The sequence below is a fragment of the Arenibaculum sp. genome, assembly GCF_035998295.1.
Taxonomy (GTDB): Bacteria; Pseudomonadota; Alphaproteobacteria; order Azospirillales; family Azospirillaceae; genus DASYHS01.
This window is the reverse complement of record NZ_DASYHS010000162.1, coordinates 9755-26944: the sequence shown is the minus strand read 5'-3', so window position 1 is coordinate 26944 and position 17190 is coordinate 9755. Positions and strand designations below refer to the sequence as shown.

19 protein-coding genes are annotated in these 17190 nt (G+C 72.2%); 6 read left to right on the top strand and 13 right to left on the bottom strand.

Annotated features, from left to right (window positions below):
* The first annotated feature begins 142 nt into the window (after positions 1-142).
* Positions 143-334, top strand: a complete 192-nt coding sequence (locus tag VGO20_RS16355; RefSeq protein ID WP_327503442.1) for a hypothetical protein — start codon at positions 143-145, stop codon at positions 332-334.
* 6 nt (positions 335-340) lie between these two features.
* Here the strand turns inward: VGO20_RS16355 and VGO20_RS16350 are convergent, their stop codons facing one another.
* Together VGO20_RS16350 and VGO20_RS16345 are read right to left on the bottom strand one after the other, a co-directional pair.
* Positions 341-1351, bottom strand: a complete 1011-nt coding sequence (locus tag VGO20_RS16350) for a TIGR01620 family protein (RefSeq protein WP_327503441.1) — start codon at positions 1349-1351, stop codon at positions 341-343.
* On the bottom strand, positions 1348-2775 hold the full coding sequence (locus VGO20_RS16345) for a YcjX family GTP-binding protein (RefSeq protein ID WP_327503440.1): 1428 nt from the start codon (positions 2773-2775) through the stop codon (positions 1348-1350). Before VGO20_RS16345 ends, VGO20_RS16350 begins: the two co-directional genes overlap by 4 nt.
* Before the next feature lie 128 nt (positions 2776-2903).
* Here VGO20_RS16345 and VGO20_RS16340 point away from each other — a divergent pair, with 128 nt between their 5' ends.
* Positions 2904-4412: a PAS domain-containing sensor histidine kinase gene (locus VGO20_RS16340; protein WP_327503439.1), complete on the top strand. Its 1509-nt coding sequence runs from the start codon at positions 2904-2906 to the stop codon at positions 4410-4412.
* Here the strand turns inward: VGO20_RS16340 and VGO20_RS16335 are convergent.
* Together VGO20_RS16335 and VGO20_RS16330 are read right to left on the bottom strand one after the other, a co-directional pair.
* Positions 4324-5367: a PstS family phosphate ABC transporter substrate-binding protein gene (locus tag VGO20_RS16335; RefSeq protein ID WP_327503438.1), complete on the bottom strand. Its 1044-nt coding sequence runs from the start codon at positions 5365-5367 to the stop codon at positions 4324-4326. The two genes, VGO20_RS16340 and VGO20_RS16335, sit on opposite strands and share 89 nt — an antisense overlap.
* Before the next feature lie 40 nt (positions 5368-5407).
* Complete coding sequence (locus tag VGO20_RS16330; RefSeq protein WP_327503437.1) at positions 5408-6232, bottom strand: aldo/keto reductase; 825 nt, start codon at positions 6230-6232, stop codon at positions 5408-5410.
* A 127-nt stretch (positions 6233-6359) separates the two neighbouring features.
* On the opposite strand from VGO20_RS16330, the gene VGO20_RS16325 reads away from it, so the two are divergent.
* Together VGO20_RS16325 and VGO20_RS16320 are read left to right on the top strand one after the other, a co-directional pair.
* On the top strand, positions 6360-6719 hold the full coding sequence (locus VGO20_RS16325; RefSeq protein ID WP_327503436.1) for a hypothetical protein: 360 nt from the start codon (positions 6360-6362) through the stop codon (positions 6717-6719).
* Positions 6716-7522, top strand: a complete 807-nt coding sequence (locus tag VGO20_RS16320) for a hypothetical protein (RefSeq protein ID WP_327503435.1) — start codon at positions 6716-6718, stop codon at positions 7520-7522. Before VGO20_RS16325 ends, VGO20_RS16320 begins: the two co-directional genes overlap by 4 nt.
* A gap of 28 nt (positions 7523-7550) precedes the next feature.
* Here VGO20_RS16320 and ruvB read toward each other — a convergent pair whose 3' ends face one another.
* Together ruvB and VGO20_RS16310 are read right to left on the bottom strand one after the other, a co-directional pair.
* Positions 7551-8537: a Holliday junction branch migration DNA helicase RuvB gene (gene ruvB, locus VGO20_RS16315; protein ID WP_327503443.1), complete on the bottom strand. Its 987-nt coding sequence runs from the start codon at positions 8535-8537 to the stop codon at positions 7551-7553.
* A 120-nt stretch (positions 8538-8657) separates the two neighbouring features.
* Complete coding sequence (locus VGO20_RS16310) at positions 8658-9746, bottom strand: ParA family protein (protein WP_327503434.1); 1089 nt, start codon at positions 9744-9746, stop codon at positions 8658-8660.
* A 302-nt stretch (positions 9747-10048) separates the two neighbouring features.
* Here VGO20_RS16310 and VGO20_RS16305 point away from each other — a divergent pair, with 302 nt between their 5' ends.
* Positions 10049-10771 (top strand): hypothetical protein, encoded by a 723-nt coding sequence (locus tag VGO20_RS16305; RefSeq protein WP_327503433.1) that lies wholly within the window; start codon positions 10049-10051, stop codon positions 10769-10771.
* Here VGO20_RS16305 and VGO20_RS16300 read toward each other — a convergent pair.
* Positions 10734-11192 (bottom strand): hypothetical protein, encoded by a 459-nt coding sequence (locus VGO20_RS16300; RefSeq protein ID WP_327503432.1) that lies wholly within the window; start codon positions 11190-11192, stop codon positions 10734-10736. The genes VGO20_RS16305 and VGO20_RS16300 overlap by 38 nt on opposite strands.
* Positions 11193-11298: 106 nt before the next feature.
* Here VGO20_RS16300 and VGO20_RS16295 point away from each other — a divergent pair, with 106 nt between their 5' ends.
* Positions 11299-11886, top strand: a complete 588-nt coding sequence (locus VGO20_RS16295) for an SPOR domain-containing protein (protein ID WP_327503431.1) — start codon at positions 11299-11301, stop codon at positions 11884-11886.
* 9 nt (positions 11887-11895) lie between these two features.
* On the opposite strand, the gene VGO20_RS16290 is transcribed toward VGO20_RS16295, so the two are convergent.
* The 6 genes from VGO20_RS16290 to VGO20_RS16265 all read right to left on the bottom strand — a co-directional run bounded on the left by VGO20_RS16290 (position 11896) and on the right by VGO20_RS16265 (position 16934).
* Positions 11896-12066 carry a hypothetical protein gene (locus tag VGO20_RS16290; protein ID WP_327503430.1) on the bottom strand — a complete coding sequence of 57 codons (171 nt, stop codon included), beginning with the start codon at positions 12064-12066 and terminating at the stop codon, positions 11896-11898.
* A gap of 20 nt (positions 12067-12086) precedes the next feature.
* Positions 12087-13007 (bottom strand): NAD(P)/FAD-dependent oxidoreductase, encoded by a 921-nt coding sequence (locus VGO20_RS16285; protein ID WP_327503429.1) that lies wholly within the window; start codon positions 13005-13007, stop codon positions 12087-12089.
* A gap of 102 nt (positions 13008-13109) precedes the next feature.
* Positions 13110-14387 carry a molybdopterin molybdotransferase MoeA gene (locus tag VGO20_RS16280; RefSeq protein WP_327503428.1) on the bottom strand — a complete coding sequence of 426 codons (1278 nt, stop codon included), beginning with the start codon at positions 14385-14387 and terminating at the stop codon, positions 13110-13112.
* On the bottom strand, positions 14384-14704 hold the full coding sequence (locus VGO20_RS16275; RefSeq protein WP_327503427.1) for a DUF1244 domain-containing protein: 321 nt from the start codon (positions 14702-14704) through the stop codon (positions 14384-14386). The genes VGO20_RS16280 and VGO20_RS16275 overlap by 4 nt, the downstream gene beginning before the upstream one ends.
* 101 nt (positions 14705-14805) lie before the next feature.
* Complete coding sequence (locus VGO20_RS16270; protein WP_327503426.1) at positions 14806-15204, bottom strand: hypothetical protein; 399 nt, start codon at positions 15202-15204, stop codon at positions 14806-14808.
* A gap of 98 nt (positions 15205-15302) precedes the next feature.
* Complete coding sequence (locus VGO20_RS16265) at positions 15303-16934, bottom strand: alpha-amylase family glycosyl hydrolase (RefSeq protein ID WP_327503425.1); 1632 nt, start codon at positions 16932-16934, stop codon at positions 15303-15305.
* Positions 16935-17190: the final 256 nt, after the last annotated feature.

Genomic DNA, 17190 nt, shown 5'->3' with positions numbered 1-17190 from the left:
GTCCGGGACCGAGCCCGGCGCGTCGTCCCCGCTGGCGGACAGCGGCATCAGCGGCGCAGGCGCCCGTGGCGGCGACGAGCGCCAGGACGCCGGGAAAACCGCCCGCCGCGCGCGGGACCGCAACGAGCACTGAGGAGGCATCATGCCCCGGACGAAGGAAGGAACCTCCCCCGAGCAGCCGATGGGCCGCGGGCATCAGGCGGCGGAGGCCGTCCCCGGCGAGGCTCCCCGCTCCACGATCGACTCTACCGGCCGGCTGCGGACAACCTGGATCACGCTGGTGGTCCTGCTCGTCCTGGTCCTGGCACTCGTCGCCTTCCTGCTCTGGGCGTGAGGCGGGTCAGAGTACCAGGCGCGGAACGCGCAGCAGTTCCTGGCGGATCCGGCCGAGGCTGGGCTTCTCGCCCTCGGCGAAGGGCAGCGGCCGGCACAGATGCATCGCGACGAGGCCGACGCGCGCCGTCAGCATCCCGTTGAGGAGCCCCTGGCCGACCCGGGCGGACAGGGCCGCCGCCAACGTGCCGCCCAGCGCCTCGACCGCGAAGTCGCTCCCGCCCTCGGCGACGCCGGCGACGGTCAGGTTCGCGAGCATCCGGCGCAGCAGCCGCATGCTGCCGAGCCAGCCCGGCCGGGCGCCGTAGAGGGCCGCCACCTCGCGCACCAGGCGCAGGTTGCGCCACGCGACCAGGACGACGTCCAGGAGCGCCGCCGGGCTGAGCGCCGTGCCGATCGCGGTGTCCCGGGCCGCCGCCACGACGAGGCGGTAGGCCCGCCCGTCCAGCGGTCGCAGCAGGACGCGTTCCGCAAGGTCCTGGCGCTCTCCGGCGTCGAGGGCGTCGCTCGCATGCCGGTCCAGCTCGGCCAGGGCTTGCGCCAGGTCGGGCCGGCCGCGGTAAAGCGCCGCGACCGCTCCCGCAAGATCCGCGCGCCCGGCATCCGCGGCTTGGCGCAGCTCGTCGATCCGCGCGATCCGGCCGAGCGCCAGCGCCTCGCGGGCGGTCAGGGTCCCCAGCCCCGCCACGGCGGCGACCAGCAGGGTCCCCACGATGCCGCCCAGCCAGGGGCCGACCGCCCACGCCGCCGCCAGGAGGCCGGCGAGGTCGAAGCCGACCGCGACCGCGAGCAGCCCGGCCGCCGACCAGCCGAAGAGGCGCCACCCCCAGCGCCTCGGCGTGCCTGCGGCGGCCGGGGCCGGCGGCTCGGGCAGGTTCCCGGAGCTTCCCTCCGCGCCGGCCTCCAGTTCGGCCGGCACCGGCCGGGCGAGGGCCGGCTCGAATTCGCGTGGCGTGCGCGGCGGTGCCGGCGCAGGCTGGGGGGCGGGCCGGGAGACGGGGCGGTCGGAACCGGTCATGCGAGGCGATCCCCGATCAGGAATTGAAGCACCTGGTCCAGGCGGACATTGGCGAGCCCGCGGCCGTCCCGGCCCAGCCCGGGCGGCGGCTGGAAGTCGAGGAACGAGAACCGGCCCGCCCAGTCGCCCTCCAGATCGCCCAGCGCCTGCGGAAGCTCGCCCGGATAGAGCACCGTCGGCCGGTCGCGGCCGGTGGGGATGCCCTTGACGCAGGCGACCTGCTGGCCGTCATGATCGGTCGCGACCGTCTCCGTCGCCTTCACCGACGCGACCGCCATCGTGCCCACCTCCGCCCCCTCGAAGCGCATGGCCCGGCGCCGCTCGTCGACGAACTCCTCGAGCAGGGCGCGCAGGCGCGGATGCTGGTCGGCCGCGACGTGGTCCGCCTTGGTGGCCGCGAACAGCACCCGGTCGATGCGTCCGCCCAGCAGCCCGGACAGCCAGGTCGATCGGCCGTGCCGGAACGCGCCCAGCGTCTCCGTCAAGGCCGCACGCATGTCCTCCACCGCGTCCGGGCCGGCCTGCAGGGCTCCCAGCAGGTCGACCAGGATGACCTGGCGGTCCAGCCGGGAGAAGTGATCGGCGAAGAAACGCCGGACCACAGTGCGCTTGTAGGCCTCGTACCGCTGCTCCATCACCGCGCGCAGCGACCCGCGCGCCGGCCGGCCGGTCGGCTCCGGCACCGGGCAGAAGGCCAGTACCGGCGCTCCCTCCAGCTCTCCCGGCTCCAGGAAGCGCCCCGGCTGGAGCAGGCTGAGATGCGCGGTCGAGTCGCGGCATGCCTTCAGATAGTCGGTATAGAGCGCCGCGAGGCGCCGCACCGTCTCGTCCCCGGCTCCCGCCGCCGGATCGTGGCGGTCGAGCTCCTCCAGCCAGCGGCCGGACAGTCCGGCCCTGGCGCCGCGGCGCGCGAGCGCCAGCGTCTCGGCCGACCAGCGCGCGAAGTCCCGTTCCAGCAGGCCGAGATCGAGCAGCCATTCCCCGGGGTAGTCGATGATGTCGAGCGTCAGCGTGGAGACCGCCTGCAGGCGTCTGCGGACCAGGGAGGACGGCTCGTACCGGAGCGCCAGCCTCACTTCGCTGACCGCGCGCGTCGGAGTCGGCCACCGGGGCTGCGGCCCGGTCAGGTCCGCCAGATGGCGCTCGTAGTCGAAGCGCGGAACGGCCCAGTCGGGCTGGGGCTGAAGGCGCGCCGCCCTGTAGCGGCCGGTCGCGACGACGTCGAGGAACGGCAGCCTGCCGGCGCGCAGCAGGTTGTCGACCAGCGCCGTGACGAAGACGGTCTTGCCGGACCGGCGCAGACCCGTCACGCCGAGCCGCAGCTCGCTTTCCAGGAGACGGGTGGCCGAGCTTCCCGCCTTGCGCAGGGTTTCGCGCCCGGCATCGGCCAAGCCTCGGAAATAGTTCACTGCCACAATGTTCATCCAGGACCGGGGGCTCCCCCTCGGCCAAATGTCAGGGGACCGAAGGAGCGGAGATCTTGCGAATTTCTGAATACCTGTTTAGGTCTCTTTCGGGTAGAAGGAGCGACCCTTCCGAGGTTTCTCGTCACATGGCGGCTTCCGGGAAAACTTTTGAACTCGTGTTCGGGGAGTCGCCGGACGCCGTCGTCGTCGCCGCGCAAACCGCCGGGGACGAGGGTAGCGCATCCGCGATCGATTACGTCAACCCCGCCTTTGCCGCCCTGACCGGCTGGCCGGCGGAAGCGCTTCGCGGCCGACCCATGGATCTGCTGGAACCGTCCTCCGGGCCGGCCTCGGCACGTCCATGGGCCGACAGGATGCAGGCGCTGCTCCGCCGGTCCGACGGCAGCCGCATGCCGGTCGAGGTGGCACGGCATCCGATACGCGACGCGGCCGGCGGGGTGTGCCAGATGCTCCACGTCCTGCGGGTGCGGATGGAGGATGCCGGCCGCGCCGCCGACCTGCTTCCGGCCGCGGTCGCGCTCGTCCGGCCGGACCTCAGCCTCGGCTACGCGAACCGAGAGTTCGAGGCCTGGTTCTCCTGCCGGCGCGAGGACGTCGTGGGGCGTCCGTTCGCCGACGCGACCGGGCGGGACTTCTACGCGCGCATCCACGCCGATCTGGACCGCGCCCGTGCCGGCTCCCCCGTCGATCTCCAGGAGACCTACGCCTTTCCCGCCGGACGGTGCCGGCATCTGCGCCTCGCCTGCCGGCCCATGGCGGACCAGCCCGGCACGGTCTGCGCGTTCATGCTGGACGTGACGGAAATGGAGACCGCCCGGCGGAAGTCGGATGCCGCCAACCGGGCCAAGTCGGAGTTCCTCGCCCATATGAGCCACGAGCTGCGCACGCCGCTCAACGCCGTCATGGGGTTTGCCGAGATGATCCGGGGCGAGCTGTTCGGCCCGGCCGGCCATCCGAAATATGCGGAATACGCGACCGACATCCTCGCGAGCGGGCGCCATCTCCTCGACCTCGTGTCGGACCTGATCGACATCGGCAGGATCGAGACCGGAAAGGTCGAGACCCATCCCGGCCAGGTCGACCTCGCTTCGGTCGCGGAGGGGGTGCGGCGCCTCGTCGGACCCGAGGCCCGGATGCGCGGCATCTCGGTGACCGCCGACATCCCCGCGGGCCTTCCGCCGCTGTGGGCCGATGAGCGTGCGGTCCGGCAGATCCTGCTCAACCTCCTGTCCAACGCGGTCAAGTACGGCGAGGCCGGCGGCGAGGCGATGCTTTCCGCACGCTTGGCGGAAGACGCCGACGGCATGCTGGAGATCATGGTCCAGGACACCGGCATCGGCATGCGCCAGGAGGACCTGGAGCGGATCGGACAGCCCTTCTTCCGCCTGGCCCCGGAACCGGGGGCGGAGCCCGACTCCGTGCCGGAGGGCAGCGGGATCGGCCTCTACGTCACCAAGTCGCTGGTCGAGCTGAACGGCGGCAGCATCACCTTCGAAAGCCGTCCGGGCGTCGGGACGACGGTGCGCGTGCGATTGCCCGCGACGCTCAGGAACGCAGATCCGCGGACCGCAGGGGCTCGAGCGCCCGTACCCTCTCCCGGACCAGGGCCAGTTCCTCATCGGGCAGCGGAATGAGCCCCTTGTCCGCGAGGTATCCCTCCTCGCCCATCGCCGCGTCGCTGACGAGTTCCGCGAGGAAGTCCTCGATGCCGGGGATCGGCCCGACATGGGGCTTCTTCACGTAGAGATACAGCGAGCGGGCCACGGGGTAGTGCCCCTCCGCGATGTTCTCGAAGCTCGGCTCGACCCCGCCGATGGCCGCCCCCTGGAGAACGTCCGCGTTCTGCTCGAGGAAGCTGTACCCGAAGATGCCGAAGGCGTCGGGATTGGCGCTGAGGCGCTGCACGATCAGGTTGTCGTTCTCGCCCGCCTCGACGAAGGCGCCGTCCTCGCGCAGCTGCGCGCATACGGCCTCGCGCTCCTCCTCCGGAAGGGCCCGGACCTCCTCGAAGGCGGCGCAGCCCTCCTCCATCACCAGCTCGACGAAGGCGTCCCGGGTACCCGAGGTGGGCGGTGGGCCGTAGACCTGGATGAGGCTGTCGGGCAGCGAAGGATCGATGTCGCTCCATCGCCGGTAGGGGTTCTCGACGATCGCCCCGTCCTGCGGGACCTGGCGCGCCAGGGCCAGGTAGAGCTGCTCGCGCGTGACGTCGATGGGTTCGGACGCCCGGGAGCTGGCGAGCACGATGCCGTCGTACCCGATCTTGACCTCCGTCACGCCGGCGATGCCGGCCGCCTCGCAATCGGCCAGTTCCGAAGGCTTGATCCGTCGCGAGGCGTTGGCGATGTCGGGGTGGCGGGCGCCGATGCCGGAGCACAGCAGCCGAATGCCGCCGCCGGTCCCCGTCGCCTCGATCACCGGCGTCCGGAACACGGTATTGCGGCCGAAGCGCTCGGCCACCGTGGTCGTGAACGGAAAGACCGTCGAGGAGCCGACGACCCGGATCTGCTCGCGGACCTGAGCCCTGGCCTCGCCGTGGAGTCCGGTCGCGGCCAGGACTGCCGCCACCAATGCGATCTTCGTCATCATGCCGTGCATCCCGGAAACCTGCGCACCGGAGGCCCGCTCGTCAAGAGGCATCCCAATCGGGCGCCCAGCCGGGGTTCACGAGACGGCCGTCGCCCTGCAGGCGGTCGATCTCCCGGCGGTCGCGGTCGGTGAGCGTGAAGTCGAACACCTCGAAGTTCTCCCGCGCGCGGCGCTCGCTCCCCGACTTCGGGATCGCGGCGACGCCCGGCTGGTCGAGCAGCCAGCGCAGAGCCGCCTGGGCCGGCGACTTGCCATGCCGATGCCCGACCTCGGCAAGGACGGGGTTGTTCGCGACGCGCCCCTGGGCGAGCGGGCTGTACGCGGTCAGCATCATGCCGTGCCGTCGCAGGTAACCGAGCACGGGCGTCTGGGACAGCAGCGGATGGTACTCGACCTGATCGCACAGGAGATCGGCCCCGATCTCCTCCACCGCCTCGCGCAGCAGCGCGACCGGAAAGTTGCTGACGCCGATCGCGCCGACCTTGCCTTCGTCCCGGAGGTCTTCGAAGGCGTGCAGCGTCGCCGCCAGCGGCACCGCGCGGTTGGGCCAGTGGACCAGCAGCAGGTCGACCCTGTCGGTGTCGAGGTCGCGCAGCGATGCCTCCACCGAGCTCAGCACCGCTTCGTAGGCCAGGCTGTCGTGCCAGACCTTGGTGGTAAGGAAGATCTCGTCGCGCGCCACTCCCGACCGGCGGAGCGCCCTGCCGACCGCGGCCTCGTTCCCGTAGGAACGCGCCGTGTCGATGTGCCGATAGCCGATGTCGAGCGCCGTGCGCACCATCCGCTCCGCCTCGTCGCCGTCGAGCCCGTAGGTCCCGAAGCCGAGTGCCGGAACCTTCCTGCCCTTGACCTCGACAAACTGCATTCCATCCTCCCCGACGCGTCGTGGCGCCCATAGCATGATCCTTGCGGGCCCGCTCGGAAAGGTTTTGTTAAGCACGGCTCCCTAAGGTCGATCGACCGCGCATCCAGGAAAGCGACGACGACCCGCCATGGCCGATGCACGGCCCGCAGCGCTCCACACCGGCTTTCTCGCGGCCGCCTTGTTCGCGGCGGCGCTGACGTCCGCTCCCGCCCGCGCCGAGGAGCGCCGGGCAGGCCCGCCCGTGTCCCTCGTCCCCGCGGCTCCGGCGGTCGCGGCGCCCGCCCTGTCCACGCCTCCACCCACCGCCACACCCGCCGTCCCGCCCGCGACGCAGGCCCCGGCCGCCGCGCCGACGCATCCCGTCCCGGTGCCGGCCGTGCAGCAGCCGGCGGCGGTCCTCCGCCCCGCCATCTCTCCCCTGCTCTACCTGCCGCCCGGCCCGGGCCGACCCGGCTTGACGGCAAGGGTTCCGGAGACGCGGCGATGAGCCGGCCGTTCGCGGCCGCGCTCGCGCTCGCCATCGTGCTCGCGGCCGGCGCGGCCTTCGCGCAGGCGGTCACCTCGGGCGAGGCGTTGCTGGACCGGGACGTGGAGGTCCGCCTCGCTCCCGATGCTGCGGCGCCGGTAGCGGCAAAGCTCGCGAAAGGCAGCGTGGTCATGGCGCTCGGCGCGCCGCGCGGCCGCCCTTTCACCGAGATCGTCGCGGCCGGCGGCGTCGGCTACGTGCCCAGCGGCGTCCTGCGGTCGATCTACGCCCCGCGCCAGGCCACCGGCACCGTGGCCGTGGTGTCGCGGGCCCGCTGGGCGCCCGACGGCGTCCTGCGCGGCTCGCACGTGGTCCGCCGGGCCGTGAGCGGCATGGCGTTGCGGGACGGCAAACGCGTGCCGGTCAAGATGGAGCCCGGCACGGTGCTGAGCCTGCTCGACGTGCAGGCAGGCAAACTGCGTTTCGCTTCCGACACGATCGCGAGCGTCACGCTCGACGCCGATGCCCTGCTGCCGGTCGCCGGCGTGCACGACTACGCGTTCGGCGGGGCTGCTCCCGGCCTGCTGCTCGCCCGCCTGGGAGAGCACGCCGACCCCGAGCGAGCGCGCGCGGAATGGAGCCGCCTGTCGGCCTCGATCCCGCTGCTCGCCCGCTACGCTCCCTTCGTGTTCCCGGCCGTGGGCGATCCGGCCCGCTTCACCCTGTCCTTCGGTCCGCTCGACCGCCGGGGCGCCGAGGCCGCCTGCACGGCGCTGGCGCAGCGCCTGGTCGACTGCTGGCTCCTCGACGTCGTCGCCTACTGAGACGTCGTCGCCTGGCGAACGGGCGGCCTCACGCGGCGTCGCGCGCCGCCGTTCCGGGTCCGGCCGCCTGCCACCCGCCCTCCGCCAGCACGCGGCCGCGCGGCGTGCGTTGGATCAGGCCGCGCTGGATCAGGAAGGGCTCGACGACCTCCTCCAGCACGTCGCGCTGCTCGCCCAGCGCCGCGGCCAGCGTCTCGACGCCGGCCGGCCCCCCGCCGAAGCCGTCCGCGAGCAGCCTCAGGTAACGGCGGTCCATCGCGTCGAGCCCGAGACGGTCGACCCCCAGGCGGTCCAGGGCGTTCGCCGCCGCCTCGCCGGTCATGTAGGGGTAGCCGGCCAGGGTCACGAAGTCCCGCACCCGCCGCAGCAGCCGGTTGGCGATCCGCGGCGTCCCGCGCGAGCGGCAGGCGATCTCGGCGACCCCGTCCGCGGTCACCTCGAACCCCAGCAGCGCCGCCGCCCGCATCGCGATCAGTTCCAGCTCGGCCTGGTCGTAGAACTCGAGATGCAGCGGGATGCCGAAACGCTCGCGCAACGGCCGGCTGATCGATCCGGCCCTCGTCGTCGCGCCTACCAGGGTGAAGGGCGGCAGGTCGATGCGGATCGAGCGGGCCGACGGTCCCTCGCCGACGATCAGGTCGAGCTGGAAGTCCTCCATCGCGGTGTAGAGGATCTCCTCCACCGCCGGCGCCAAGCGGTGGATCTCGTCGATGAACAGCACGTCGTTCGGCCGCAGCGCTCCAAGCAGCGCCGCAAGCTCGCCGGGCCGCACGATCGCGGGGGCGGAGGTCGGCCGGAACCCGACCTCCATCTCGTGCGCGACGATACGGGCCAGCGTCGTCTTGCCGAGGCCCGGAGGCCCGGACAGCAGCACATGGTCGAGAACTTCCGTCCGCTCGCGGGCGGCTGCGATGAAGACCGCGAGGTTGTCGCGCAGGGTGCGCTGGCCGATGAAGCCGTCGAGGTTCTCCGGGCGCAGCGCCCGCCCCGGGGCTTCTTCTCCCGGGTCCGGCATTCGGGTGTCGGCATCGGTCAAGGGACTGCTCCGCTGCTTCGGATCCGAACGGAACATATAGAGAACATTATGGGCCGGTGGAAGCGCGACGGGGCGATATACCCCCTATTCGCCTGCGGGTCAGCGCGCCGGCGGGTCCTGGGCGGCGGCGGCGAGTGGCGCCATGCCGATCTGAGGGCCGAGCCAGTAGGTCAGCGCGCCGCCGCACAGGAAACCGGCCGCGAACAGGGCCGCCGCGGCCGCGGCCCGGCTGGACCGGCGGAACCTGCCCGGCTTGGCCGTCGCGGATACCGGGTCCTCATCCGGGCCGTCCGCCGCGCTGTCGGCGGAAGCACGCGCGGACAGGTCCGCGAACCCCGGCTCGCCGAGGGCGGCGGCCATGCGCCGGATCGTCTCCTCGTGGGAGAAGTCCTGGTCGGGAAGCCGGCGCATGCGGTGGATGCGGCCGAGCAGCTCGGCCGTGAAATGCAGGTAGTCCTGCGTCGCGGCGGTGCCGATGCTGTGCAGGCACGATGGCAGCCGCTTCACCTCCGCCTTCTGCACCTCGTGGTCGAAGCGGATGCGGTTGCGGTAGAGCAGCCCCGGGAACTGGTTGCCGAGGTCGCGGACCGTCTGCAGGTCGCGCTGCGTGCCCTCGAACAGCGACAGCAGGATGCCGTTGACGACGAGGCCAGGGCTGAGGCCGCCGCGCAGCGCGTTCACCGTCTCGACCGTGCGCTGGACCCCGTGCACCGAGAAGGCGCCGGAAGTCGTCGGCACGACGACGGAGTCCGCGGCCACCAGCGCGTTGAGCGACAGCATCCCCATCGCCGGGGGGCAGTCCATCACGATGAAGTCGAACGCCCGGTCCGAGAAGGACAGGAGCGTCCGCAGCCCCTGGTTCGGCCTGACCCGGTCGTCGAGACCGCTCTCCAGCAGTGTTAGCGACCGGGTCGACGGGATGATCGACAGGTTCCTGACGAAGGTTTCGTGGACCGCATCCTCGATCACGGCCGTCTTCTTGATGACGTCGACGAGGTTCGGCGAAGCGCCCGAGCGCGAGAGGATGGACGTGCTGCTCTGCTGCGGGTCGATGTCGACGAGCAGACAGCGATGGCCGGCGGCGGCCAGGCAGACCGCGAGGTTGAGGGAGGTCGTCGTCTTGCCGACGCCGCCCTTGTGATTGTAGACGGCTATGGTGTGCGGGGTAGCGGGTACGCTCGCGGTCATTCCCGGGTCCAGGCTGGAGGGGGCGGCGGCTGAAGGACCACCCGCCGACGGGATTAAGACATTCGGGGCGGCTGGGCAACCGCAGAGAACGCGCCGTCCGGCACCGGCGCGCAGTTGTCACATGCCCATGCCCCGGCCTTGGCGGCCGCCCCCTTGGAATACGGCCGGCAAGCACCAAATCTGGTGCAGAATTCATCAAAAGTACACAAACTATCGCTTGCCTTGGCTGATTCGTTCGTGTTCCATCATTGCGAATCGGTTAATGCGGCCCAGGCTCGTCCGTACCAGCCGGGAGGCTCATCATGTCGCGCAAGGCAGCGCGCCCCGCTGCGAGCGTCAGCAACGACCAGAAGGCGCTTGCCGTCGTGCTGGCCGACCGCTTCCGGCTGAGCGTGCCCGACGGGACCTACGACGATCCCGAAAAGGTCCTGCCCCTGCTCGACTTCTTCGCCTACGATCCCGATACGGGCGCTGGCGGCATACGCAACGTCGGCATCCTGATCGTCCGCGCCAAGGGCGGCTGCGACGACGCGGAGGTGGCGGCCATCCTCGGCCTCCCGCGCGAAACGGTTGCCTTCGCCCGCTCCCTGCTTCTGGCCTCGGGCTACGACCTCGGCGAGGACGCGGAAGATCCTTCCGCCGACCCGGAGGATGCGTTCTGGCGTGACCAGGAGCGGGAGGCGGAGGACGGGCGCGCCTGGGCCCGGCCGGCGAGCCGCACATACGGCGCCGTGGTCGCCCGCGCGCTGGGCGAGACCGCGCGCTCCGAAGAAACCCGGCTGGAACGCCACCCGGCCGATGTCCGCGAAGCCCCGTCCCGGGCCGGCACGGCGGTCGAGACCACGGCCTTGAACTTCCTGTGGTCGGCCGACTACCCGACCCGCCGCCGCTGGTCGAAGCGTGCGGAGGCGAAGGGCATGAGGCTGCCGCCGGCCGCCACCGCGCACCACAACATCCGGCACTGGGTCGGCACCGTCGCGGCCGACATCATCGCGGAGGAACGGCTGCCGGGCCCGAGTTCGTGAGGACGGGCTGCGGATGCTCGGCCACGAGTGCCGGCGCCGGTTCGCGATAGGCGGCCCCGATCCGCTCGACGAAGGCGCGTGCCACCGCATCGAGACCGGCGGGCGTCGGCTTGCGCCCCGGATACGGCGCCCGCGACTGCCGAACCTCGGCCTGCGGCGGCGCCCGCCGCTCGACCATGCCCAGCGGCTGGGGCGGCTTGCCTCCGGTCTGCGGATCGATCACCAGGGCCTCGACCCCGAAGCTTGCCGCGCGCAGGTCCGAGGCGGCCAGCTCCTTGGACAGCCGGGCCAGCACCGTGTCCGCCAGCGCCCGCATCTCATCGGGAATCGGCGGCGTGCCGGCGGCCTTCGCGGGCGCGGCGAGAAGCAAGGCCGCGCACAGCGCGCCACCCATCAGCCTCGTCCACCAGCCTGCATCCATGTCCGGCACTCCCGCCCGCGGAGCGCGGGGATTCCCCCAGGGGTTAATCCCTTCTATCATGACCGGCACGGTTCCCGCCAACAATCGCCGACGCGGCGCGAGGAAGATGATGCATCGGGCCCTGCTGGCCGCCGCCTTTGCCGCCGCCCTTGCCGGCTGCGCCGCGACGCCGGCCACCGATCCGCCGCAGGAGGAAGCGCTGGCCGAGAGGCTGGAGCGGCTGGAGCGCGACGTCGCGGAACTGCGCGCCCAGCTCGCGTCCATGCAGCCCGGCGTGGACCGGTTCGTCCGGATCGAGGGCGACATCCGGGATTTGCTGGCGCAGCTCTCGGCTCTTCCCGGCACGGTTTCGCCCGGCGCCGCTCCCCCTGCCGGGCCCGATCCCCTGGACCCGACGCGGGCGGTGGGCGGCCATGCGCTCCACCTCGCCTCCTATCGCGAACCGAAGCAGGTCGGCGACGGATGGCGGCGTCTTCTCGCACGCTTCCCGGACCAGCTCGGCACGCTGGCGCCCCGGGTCGTCGGCATCGACTTCGGGGATGGGCGCGGCACCTTCTACCGCCTCAAGGCGGGCCCGCTGCCCGACGCGGCGTCGGCCGAGGCGCTGTGCCGCCTCATCCGCAGCAGCGGAGAGTTCTGCGACGCCACCGACTTCACCGGCACGCCGGGCGAGGAGTTCTGGGGCCGCCCCTAAAGCGACCCGTCAGCCACCCCCGATGCCCTCGACGATGCGGCCCGTCCCGCCGCAGTTCGGGCATTGGCGTCCGTCGATCCGCCCGCTGCCCGTGCAATCGGGGCAGACGTCCTCGCCGGTGCCGTCGGTCCCCGGCATCGCCTCATCGCCGGGCGTCATTTTCTCGGGCTTGTCGTCCATGTCCTCACCTCGACCGCTCGTCATGCGGGGTCAACAGGCGCCGGTAGCCTGCCGTTGCGCAGGTCGTTGTGGATGGTCGTCGCGGCGATCGCGGCCTGGCCGGTGGCGACGGCGATCTGGTTGAGCCCATCCACGATGTCTCCGGCCGCGAACACGCCGGGCACGCTGGTGCGCTGGTGTTCGTCGACGACCAGCCTGCCGTCCGCCGCCATCGCGGCGGCGAGGCTGGCCGCCGGGCCGTTGCGGGCCATGGTGCTGAGGGCGGAGTACAGGGTGTCGAAGGCATGGGTCTTGCCGTCGGCGAGCTCGACGGCGGCGATGCGCCCTTCGCGTACGGCGACCTTCGCGACGGCTGCCTCGAGCGCGCTGATGCCGGCCTCAGCCATCAGCCGCCGCTCTTCCGGCGTGAGCTCCATCGGCCGGCCCAGCGTCAGCATCGTCACGTCGTCGCTGTAGGTGCGCAGGAACAGGGCCTCGCCGAGCGCGTCGGCGCCATGGCCGATCACGGCGATGCGGTCGCCCACGACCTCGTAGGCGTCGCAGACCGGGCAGTGGCGGATCAGCCCGCGCTGGACCGCCTGGTAGAGGTCCGGCAGCTCCGGCTCCAGATCGACGACGCCGGTCGCGAGGATCACGGTCGCGGCTTCCAGCCGGCCGCCCCCGCCGAGGGAGGCGGCGAACCCGCGCCCGGTCCGCTCCAGCACCTCCACGGTGCCCGTCGTGAATTCGGCGCCGTAGCGCTCGGCATGGACGCGCATGCGGGTCAACAGGTCGATGCCGGTGATGCCTTCGGGAAACCCGGCCATGTTGTGGGACAGGGGGATCCAGGCGGCCCGGCTCTCATGCGCGTCGACCACGACGACCTTACGCCGGTACCGGCCGAGATACACCGCGGCGGTCAGGCCGGCAGGGCCGCCCCCGACCACGAGGCAATCGTACAAGTCCGCCCCTCCCTCGACCTTCGTCGCGCGCCTGTCGCGCGCCTGTCGCGCATGGACATGGCTGCGCCAACAGCGCACGCCCCGCCGCGTTCCTGACGATGCTCAGCCCGTCAGGTCGCGAAACGGCACGAAGTCGACGAGATCGCCCACGGCGACCGCCGCAAGCTCCTCGGGCAGGTCCACGAGGCCGTCCGCCCATACCATGGAGGTCAGGATGCCGGACCCCTCGGAGGGGAACCGCTGCGCTACCGGAACGCCGTCCCCGCCCGGGCCCAGGCGCGCGCGCAGCCATTCCCGGCGGCCGACCCGCTTGCGGAAGTCGAAGCCGGCCCGCACGCGTGCGGGAAGCGGGGTTTCCGGAACGGCGCCCGCCAGCTTCAGGACCATGGGCCGCACGACCATCAGGAGGGTCGCCATCGCCGCGACCGGGTTTCCGGGCAGCCCGACGAACGGGACGTCCCCGACCAGCCCGACCGACAGCGGGCGGCCCGGGCGGACGGCGATGCGCCAGAAATGGAGCCCGCCGAGCAGACCGACGGCCGCCTTGACGTGGTCCTCCTCGCCGGTGGAAACGCCGCCCGAGGTGACGATCAGGTCGTGGCCCGCGGCAGCCGCGGCGAGCCCGTCGCGCACGGCGTCGAAGCGGTCGGGCAGGATGCCGAGGTCGGTGACCTCCACTCCCAGCCCGTCCAGCAGGGCCGAGACGACATGGCGGTTGCTGTCGTAGATGCATCCCGGCGGCGCTTCGGCGCCCGGTTCCCGGATCTCGTCGCCCGTGGAGAACACGGCCGCCCGCAGGCGGCGGCGCACCTCGATCCGGTCCAGCCCGACCGCGGCGGCAAGGCCGACCTCCTGGGCGCGCAGCCGCGTCCCGGGCACGATCACCGTATCGCCTGCGCGCACGTCCTCGCCGGCCTGGCGCCTGTTGGCCCCCCGCCGGACCCCCGCCGGCAGCACGACCGCCCCGCCGTCCGTGCGGCAGGCTTCCTGCGGCACGACCGTGTCGGCGCCGGCGGGCAGCACGGCGCCGGTGAAGATACGCGCGGCCGTCCCGGCGGCGAGCGGCCCCTCGGGAGGATGGCCGGCCGCGATCCGGGCGGACACCGGCAGCCTCGTCTCGCCGTCGGCGTCGAGGTCGCCGGCGCTCACGGCATAGCCGTCGACGGCGGAGTTGTCGTGCGGCGGCACCGGCCGGGCGGAGACGACGGGAGCGGCCAGGACCCGGCCGCGGGCGCGGTGCAGCGGCACCGTCTCCGTGCCGAGGCGGCAGTCCACCGCGCCGACCAGGGCCGCGATCGCGGCATCGACGCGCAGCGTCCCGGCATCCGGCGCGAAGCAGTCCGCGGCCGAGCGGCCGGCCGGCGTCCGGGGTGGGCTCAACCCTTGTGGCCGCTGATCTCGGCGTGCATCGGCTTCGTCTCCTCGAAGCGGCGCTTCTGCTCCTCGCTCGCCGGGGTCTGGTGCTTCGCCTTCCATTCCGCCGTCGTCATGCCGTAGACCGCGACCTGCGCCTCCTCGGGGGCAAGCTCCACTCCCCGTTCGTCGGCCGCGGCGGCATACCACTTGGTCAGGCAGTTGCGGCAGAAGCCGGCGAGGTTCATCAGGTCGATGTTCTGGACGTCGGTGCGCTTGCGCAGATGCTCGACCAGGCCGCGGAAAGCGGCGGCCTCCAGCTCGATCCGGCTGCGTTCGTCCATAGGGTCGTCCTCCTGCGTTCCGGGCCCGGTCCCCCGGGGGAGGGCAACGTTAGCAAGATTCCCCCGGACCGGCAAACCGGCCCGGGGGCTACGGCCCGGGTTCAGTGGCCGTGGTGGTGGTCGTGGTGGTGGAAATCGCCGCCGTGATGGCTGCCGTCATGACCGTTATGGTGCCCGTCGTGATGGCCTTCGGGCTGCTGCTGTTCGCCGGCGGGCTGCGCCGCCGCGGCCGGGCCGTCGAGAAGCGTCCGCTCGACGATGGCCACCAGCGCGTCGATGCGCGTCGCCGCATGCTCGGCCTTCGCCTGCAGCTCGTCGTAGCGGCGGCGCAGCTCGGCGAGGTCGCCGGCCGCCTTGTCGCGTTCGGCCGCGAGGCTCCGGCGGTCCTGCTGCGATTGCTCGATCCGGCCGGATACCGTCTCGATGACCGCGTCGATACGGGCAAGGGCGGCGTCCAGGCGGGACTGCGCTGTGTCGTTCGGGGTCTGGTGGTCGCTCATGGTCGATCGTCCCTTGGGTGTCGCGTCGCTGTGGCCGCCGGATTGATGCAAGGGCGAGGGCGCCCGGTCAACCGTCGCCCTCGCCCCGGCGCCATTTGTCACGGGGCTCCCACATGGCGCAGCACGACGGCGCCAAGCGGCGGCAGGCGGACGGTGTCCCCGCCGGAGACGCCGACGTCGTGGGCGGGAAGGCCGGGCAGCGGGATCTCGACGGGCTCGAAGCGGCCGTCGGCCGGCAGCGCGAAGTCGGCCCCCGTCATCGACAGGTTGAAGGCGCAGAACAGCCGCTCCTCGCCCTCTGCGCGCTCGAACGCAAGCACCGGGCCGTCCTCGTCGACCAGGCCGATCCGCCCGGCGCCGAGCGCGGGATACCTGCGGCGCAGCGCGAGGCAGGCGCGCCACGCCTCCAGCACCGAGCCCGGGCGCCCCGATTGCCGGTCGGCCGCCAGCGCGTGATGCTCCTCGGGAACGGGCAGCCAGGGCCGCTCGCCCTCGGAAAAGCCCGCATGCGGCGCGCCGGACCTCCACGGCATCGGCGTGCGGCTGCCGTCGCGGCCGGGGAACTGCGGCCAATAGGCGAGGCCGAAGGGATCGCGTAGGCGGTCGCGGTCCAGCGTCGCCTGCGGCAGGCCCAGCTCCTCTCCCTGGTAGATGCACACCAGGCCGGGCAGGCAGCACGCCAGCAGTGCCAGGAAGCGCGCGAAATGCGCGGGATCGGCACCGGGCGGCAGCCAGCGGCTGACGGCGCGCTCGACGTCATGGTTGCTGAAGCTCCAGCACGTCGTGCCCGCCGCCGCCGCCATCAGGGCCGCGCGGAAGGCTTCCGGGGCGAACTCCGCCTTGGCGAGGCCGAGCGTGTAGGCGGCGTGCAGCCCGCGCTCCGCCGTGTAGCGCGCGATGCGGTCCACATGGCCGGGCTGGCTCGACAGCTCGCCGACCAGGACCCGTCCGGGATGGCGGTCGACCAGCGACCTGAGCCGCCCGAGCACGCCGGGGATGTCGCCGTGCATCATGTCGTAGACGTGGCGCTGGAGGCCGAAAGGCTTGATCGGGATCGCCGCGGGCGGATCGGCGGCCGGGGGGTTGGAGCGCAGCAGCGGATCGCGCATCAGGAAGTCGACCGCGTCGATGCGGAAGCCGTCTATGCCCCGCTCCAGCCAGAACGCCGCGTTGCCGAGCACGGCGTCGAGCGCTCCCTCGGCCCGCAGGTTCAGCGTCGGCTGGCTCGCCAGGAAATGATGGAGGTAGTACTGCCGGCGCGCCGGGTCCCACGACCAGGCCGGACCGCCGAAGACGGACAGCCAGTTATTGGGCGGCGAGCCGTCCGCGCGGGGGTCGCCCCAGACGTACCAGTCCGCCTGCGGCCCCTCCTTCGACTGCCGGCTGGACTGGAACCAGGCATGCGCAGTCGAGGTATGGCCACAGACGAGGTCCAGCAGCACCTTCAGGCCGGCGGCATGCGCCTCGGCGACCAGACGGTCGAAGTCGTCGAGCGTGCCCAGGCGCGGATCGACGGCGCGGTGGTCGGCGACGTCGTAGCCGAAATCCTCGAAAGGCGAGGCGTAGAAGGGCGTCAGCCACAGCGCGTCCACGCCGAGCCCGGCAACGTGGTCGAGCCGGCGCCGTATGCCGTCGATGTCGCCGAGGCCGTTGCCGTCGGCATCGGCGAAGGTGAGCGGGCAGATCTGGTAGACGGCTGCTCCGTGCAGCCAGGACGCCTGGTGCTTCACGCGAAACTCCGTGCCGTGCGCGATGCGGGACCGCGCTCACACGGAAGAATCCGGCAACAATGGTAAACGGAACGTCACCGGCAGGCACCCGAATGTCAGTATCGATTTTCCGAAAATTCGGATGAATTCTTTACGGTAGCAAAAGTCGTGATTTGATCGCCTCAGAAAGCAGGATCATACTCGCTCCCCGAAGCGTCCGGAGCCCCGTCCTTCGCAGCCCTTTTCCGCGACGGAAGCGACCGGCCGGTTCGCATCT

Coding starts and splice junctions, on each gene's coding strand:
- VGO20_RS16355 (WP_327503442.1), top strand. CDS start 143: ATGCCCCGGACGAAGGAAGGAACCTCCCCCGAGCAGCCGATGGGCCGC.
- VGO20_RS16350 (WP_327503441.1), bottom strand. CDS start 1,351: ATGACCGGTTCCGACCGCCCCGTCTCCCGGCCCGCCCCCCAGCCTGCG.
- VGO20_RS16345 (WP_327503440.1), bottom strand. CDS start 2,775: ATGAACATTGTGGCAGTGAACTATTTCCGAGGCTTGGCCGATGCCGGG.
- VGO20_RS16340 (WP_327503439.1), top strand. CDS start 2,904: ATGGCGGCTTCCGGGAAAACTTTTGAACTCGTGTTCGGGGAGTCGCCG.
- VGO20_RS16335 (WP_327503438.1), bottom strand. CDS start 5,367: ATGATGACGAAGATCGCATTGGTGGCGGCAGTCCTGGCCGCGACCGGA.
- VGO20_RS16330 (WP_327503437.1), bottom strand. CDS start 6,232: ATGCAGTTTGTCGAGGTCAAGGGCAGGAAGGTTCCGGCACTCGGCTTC.
- VGO20_RS16325 (WP_327503436.1), top strand. CDS start 6,360: ATGGCCGATGCACGGCCCGCAGCGCTCCACACCGGCTTTCTCGCGGCC.
- VGO20_RS16320 (WP_327503435.1), top strand. CDS start 6,716: ATGAGCCGGCCGTTCGCGGCCGCGCTCGCGCTCGCCATCGTGCTCGCG.
- ruvB (WP_327503443.1), bottom strand. CDS start 8,537: ATGCCGGACCCGGGAGAAGAAGCCCCGGGGCGGGCGCTGCGCCCGGAG.
- VGO20_RS16310 (WP_327503434.1), bottom strand. CDS start 9,746: ATGACCGCGAGCGTACCCGCTACCCCGCACACCATAGCCGTCTACAAT.
- VGO20_RS16305 (WP_327503433.1), top strand. CDS start 10,049: ATGTCGCGCAAGGCAGCGCGCCCCGCTGCGAGCGTCAGCAACGACCAG.
- VGO20_RS16300 (WP_327503432.1), bottom strand. CDS start 11,192: ATGGATGCAGGCTGGTGGACGAGGCTGATGGGTGGCGCGCTGTGCGCG.
- VGO20_RS16295 (WP_327503431.1), top strand. CDS start 11,299: ATGATGCATCGGGCCCTGCTGGCCGCCGCCTTTGCCGCCGCCCTTGCC.
- VGO20_RS16290 (WP_327503430.1), bottom strand. CDS start 12,066: ATGGACGACAAGCCCGAGAAAATGACGCCCGGCGATGAGGCGATGCCG.
- VGO20_RS16275 (WP_327503427.1), bottom strand. CDS start 14,704: ATGGACGAACGCAGCCGGATCGAGCTGGAGGCCGCCGCTTTCCGCGGC.
- VGO20_RS16270 (WP_327503426.1), bottom strand. CDS start 15,204: ATGAGCGACCACCAGACCCCGAACGACACAGCGCAGTCCCGCCTGGAC.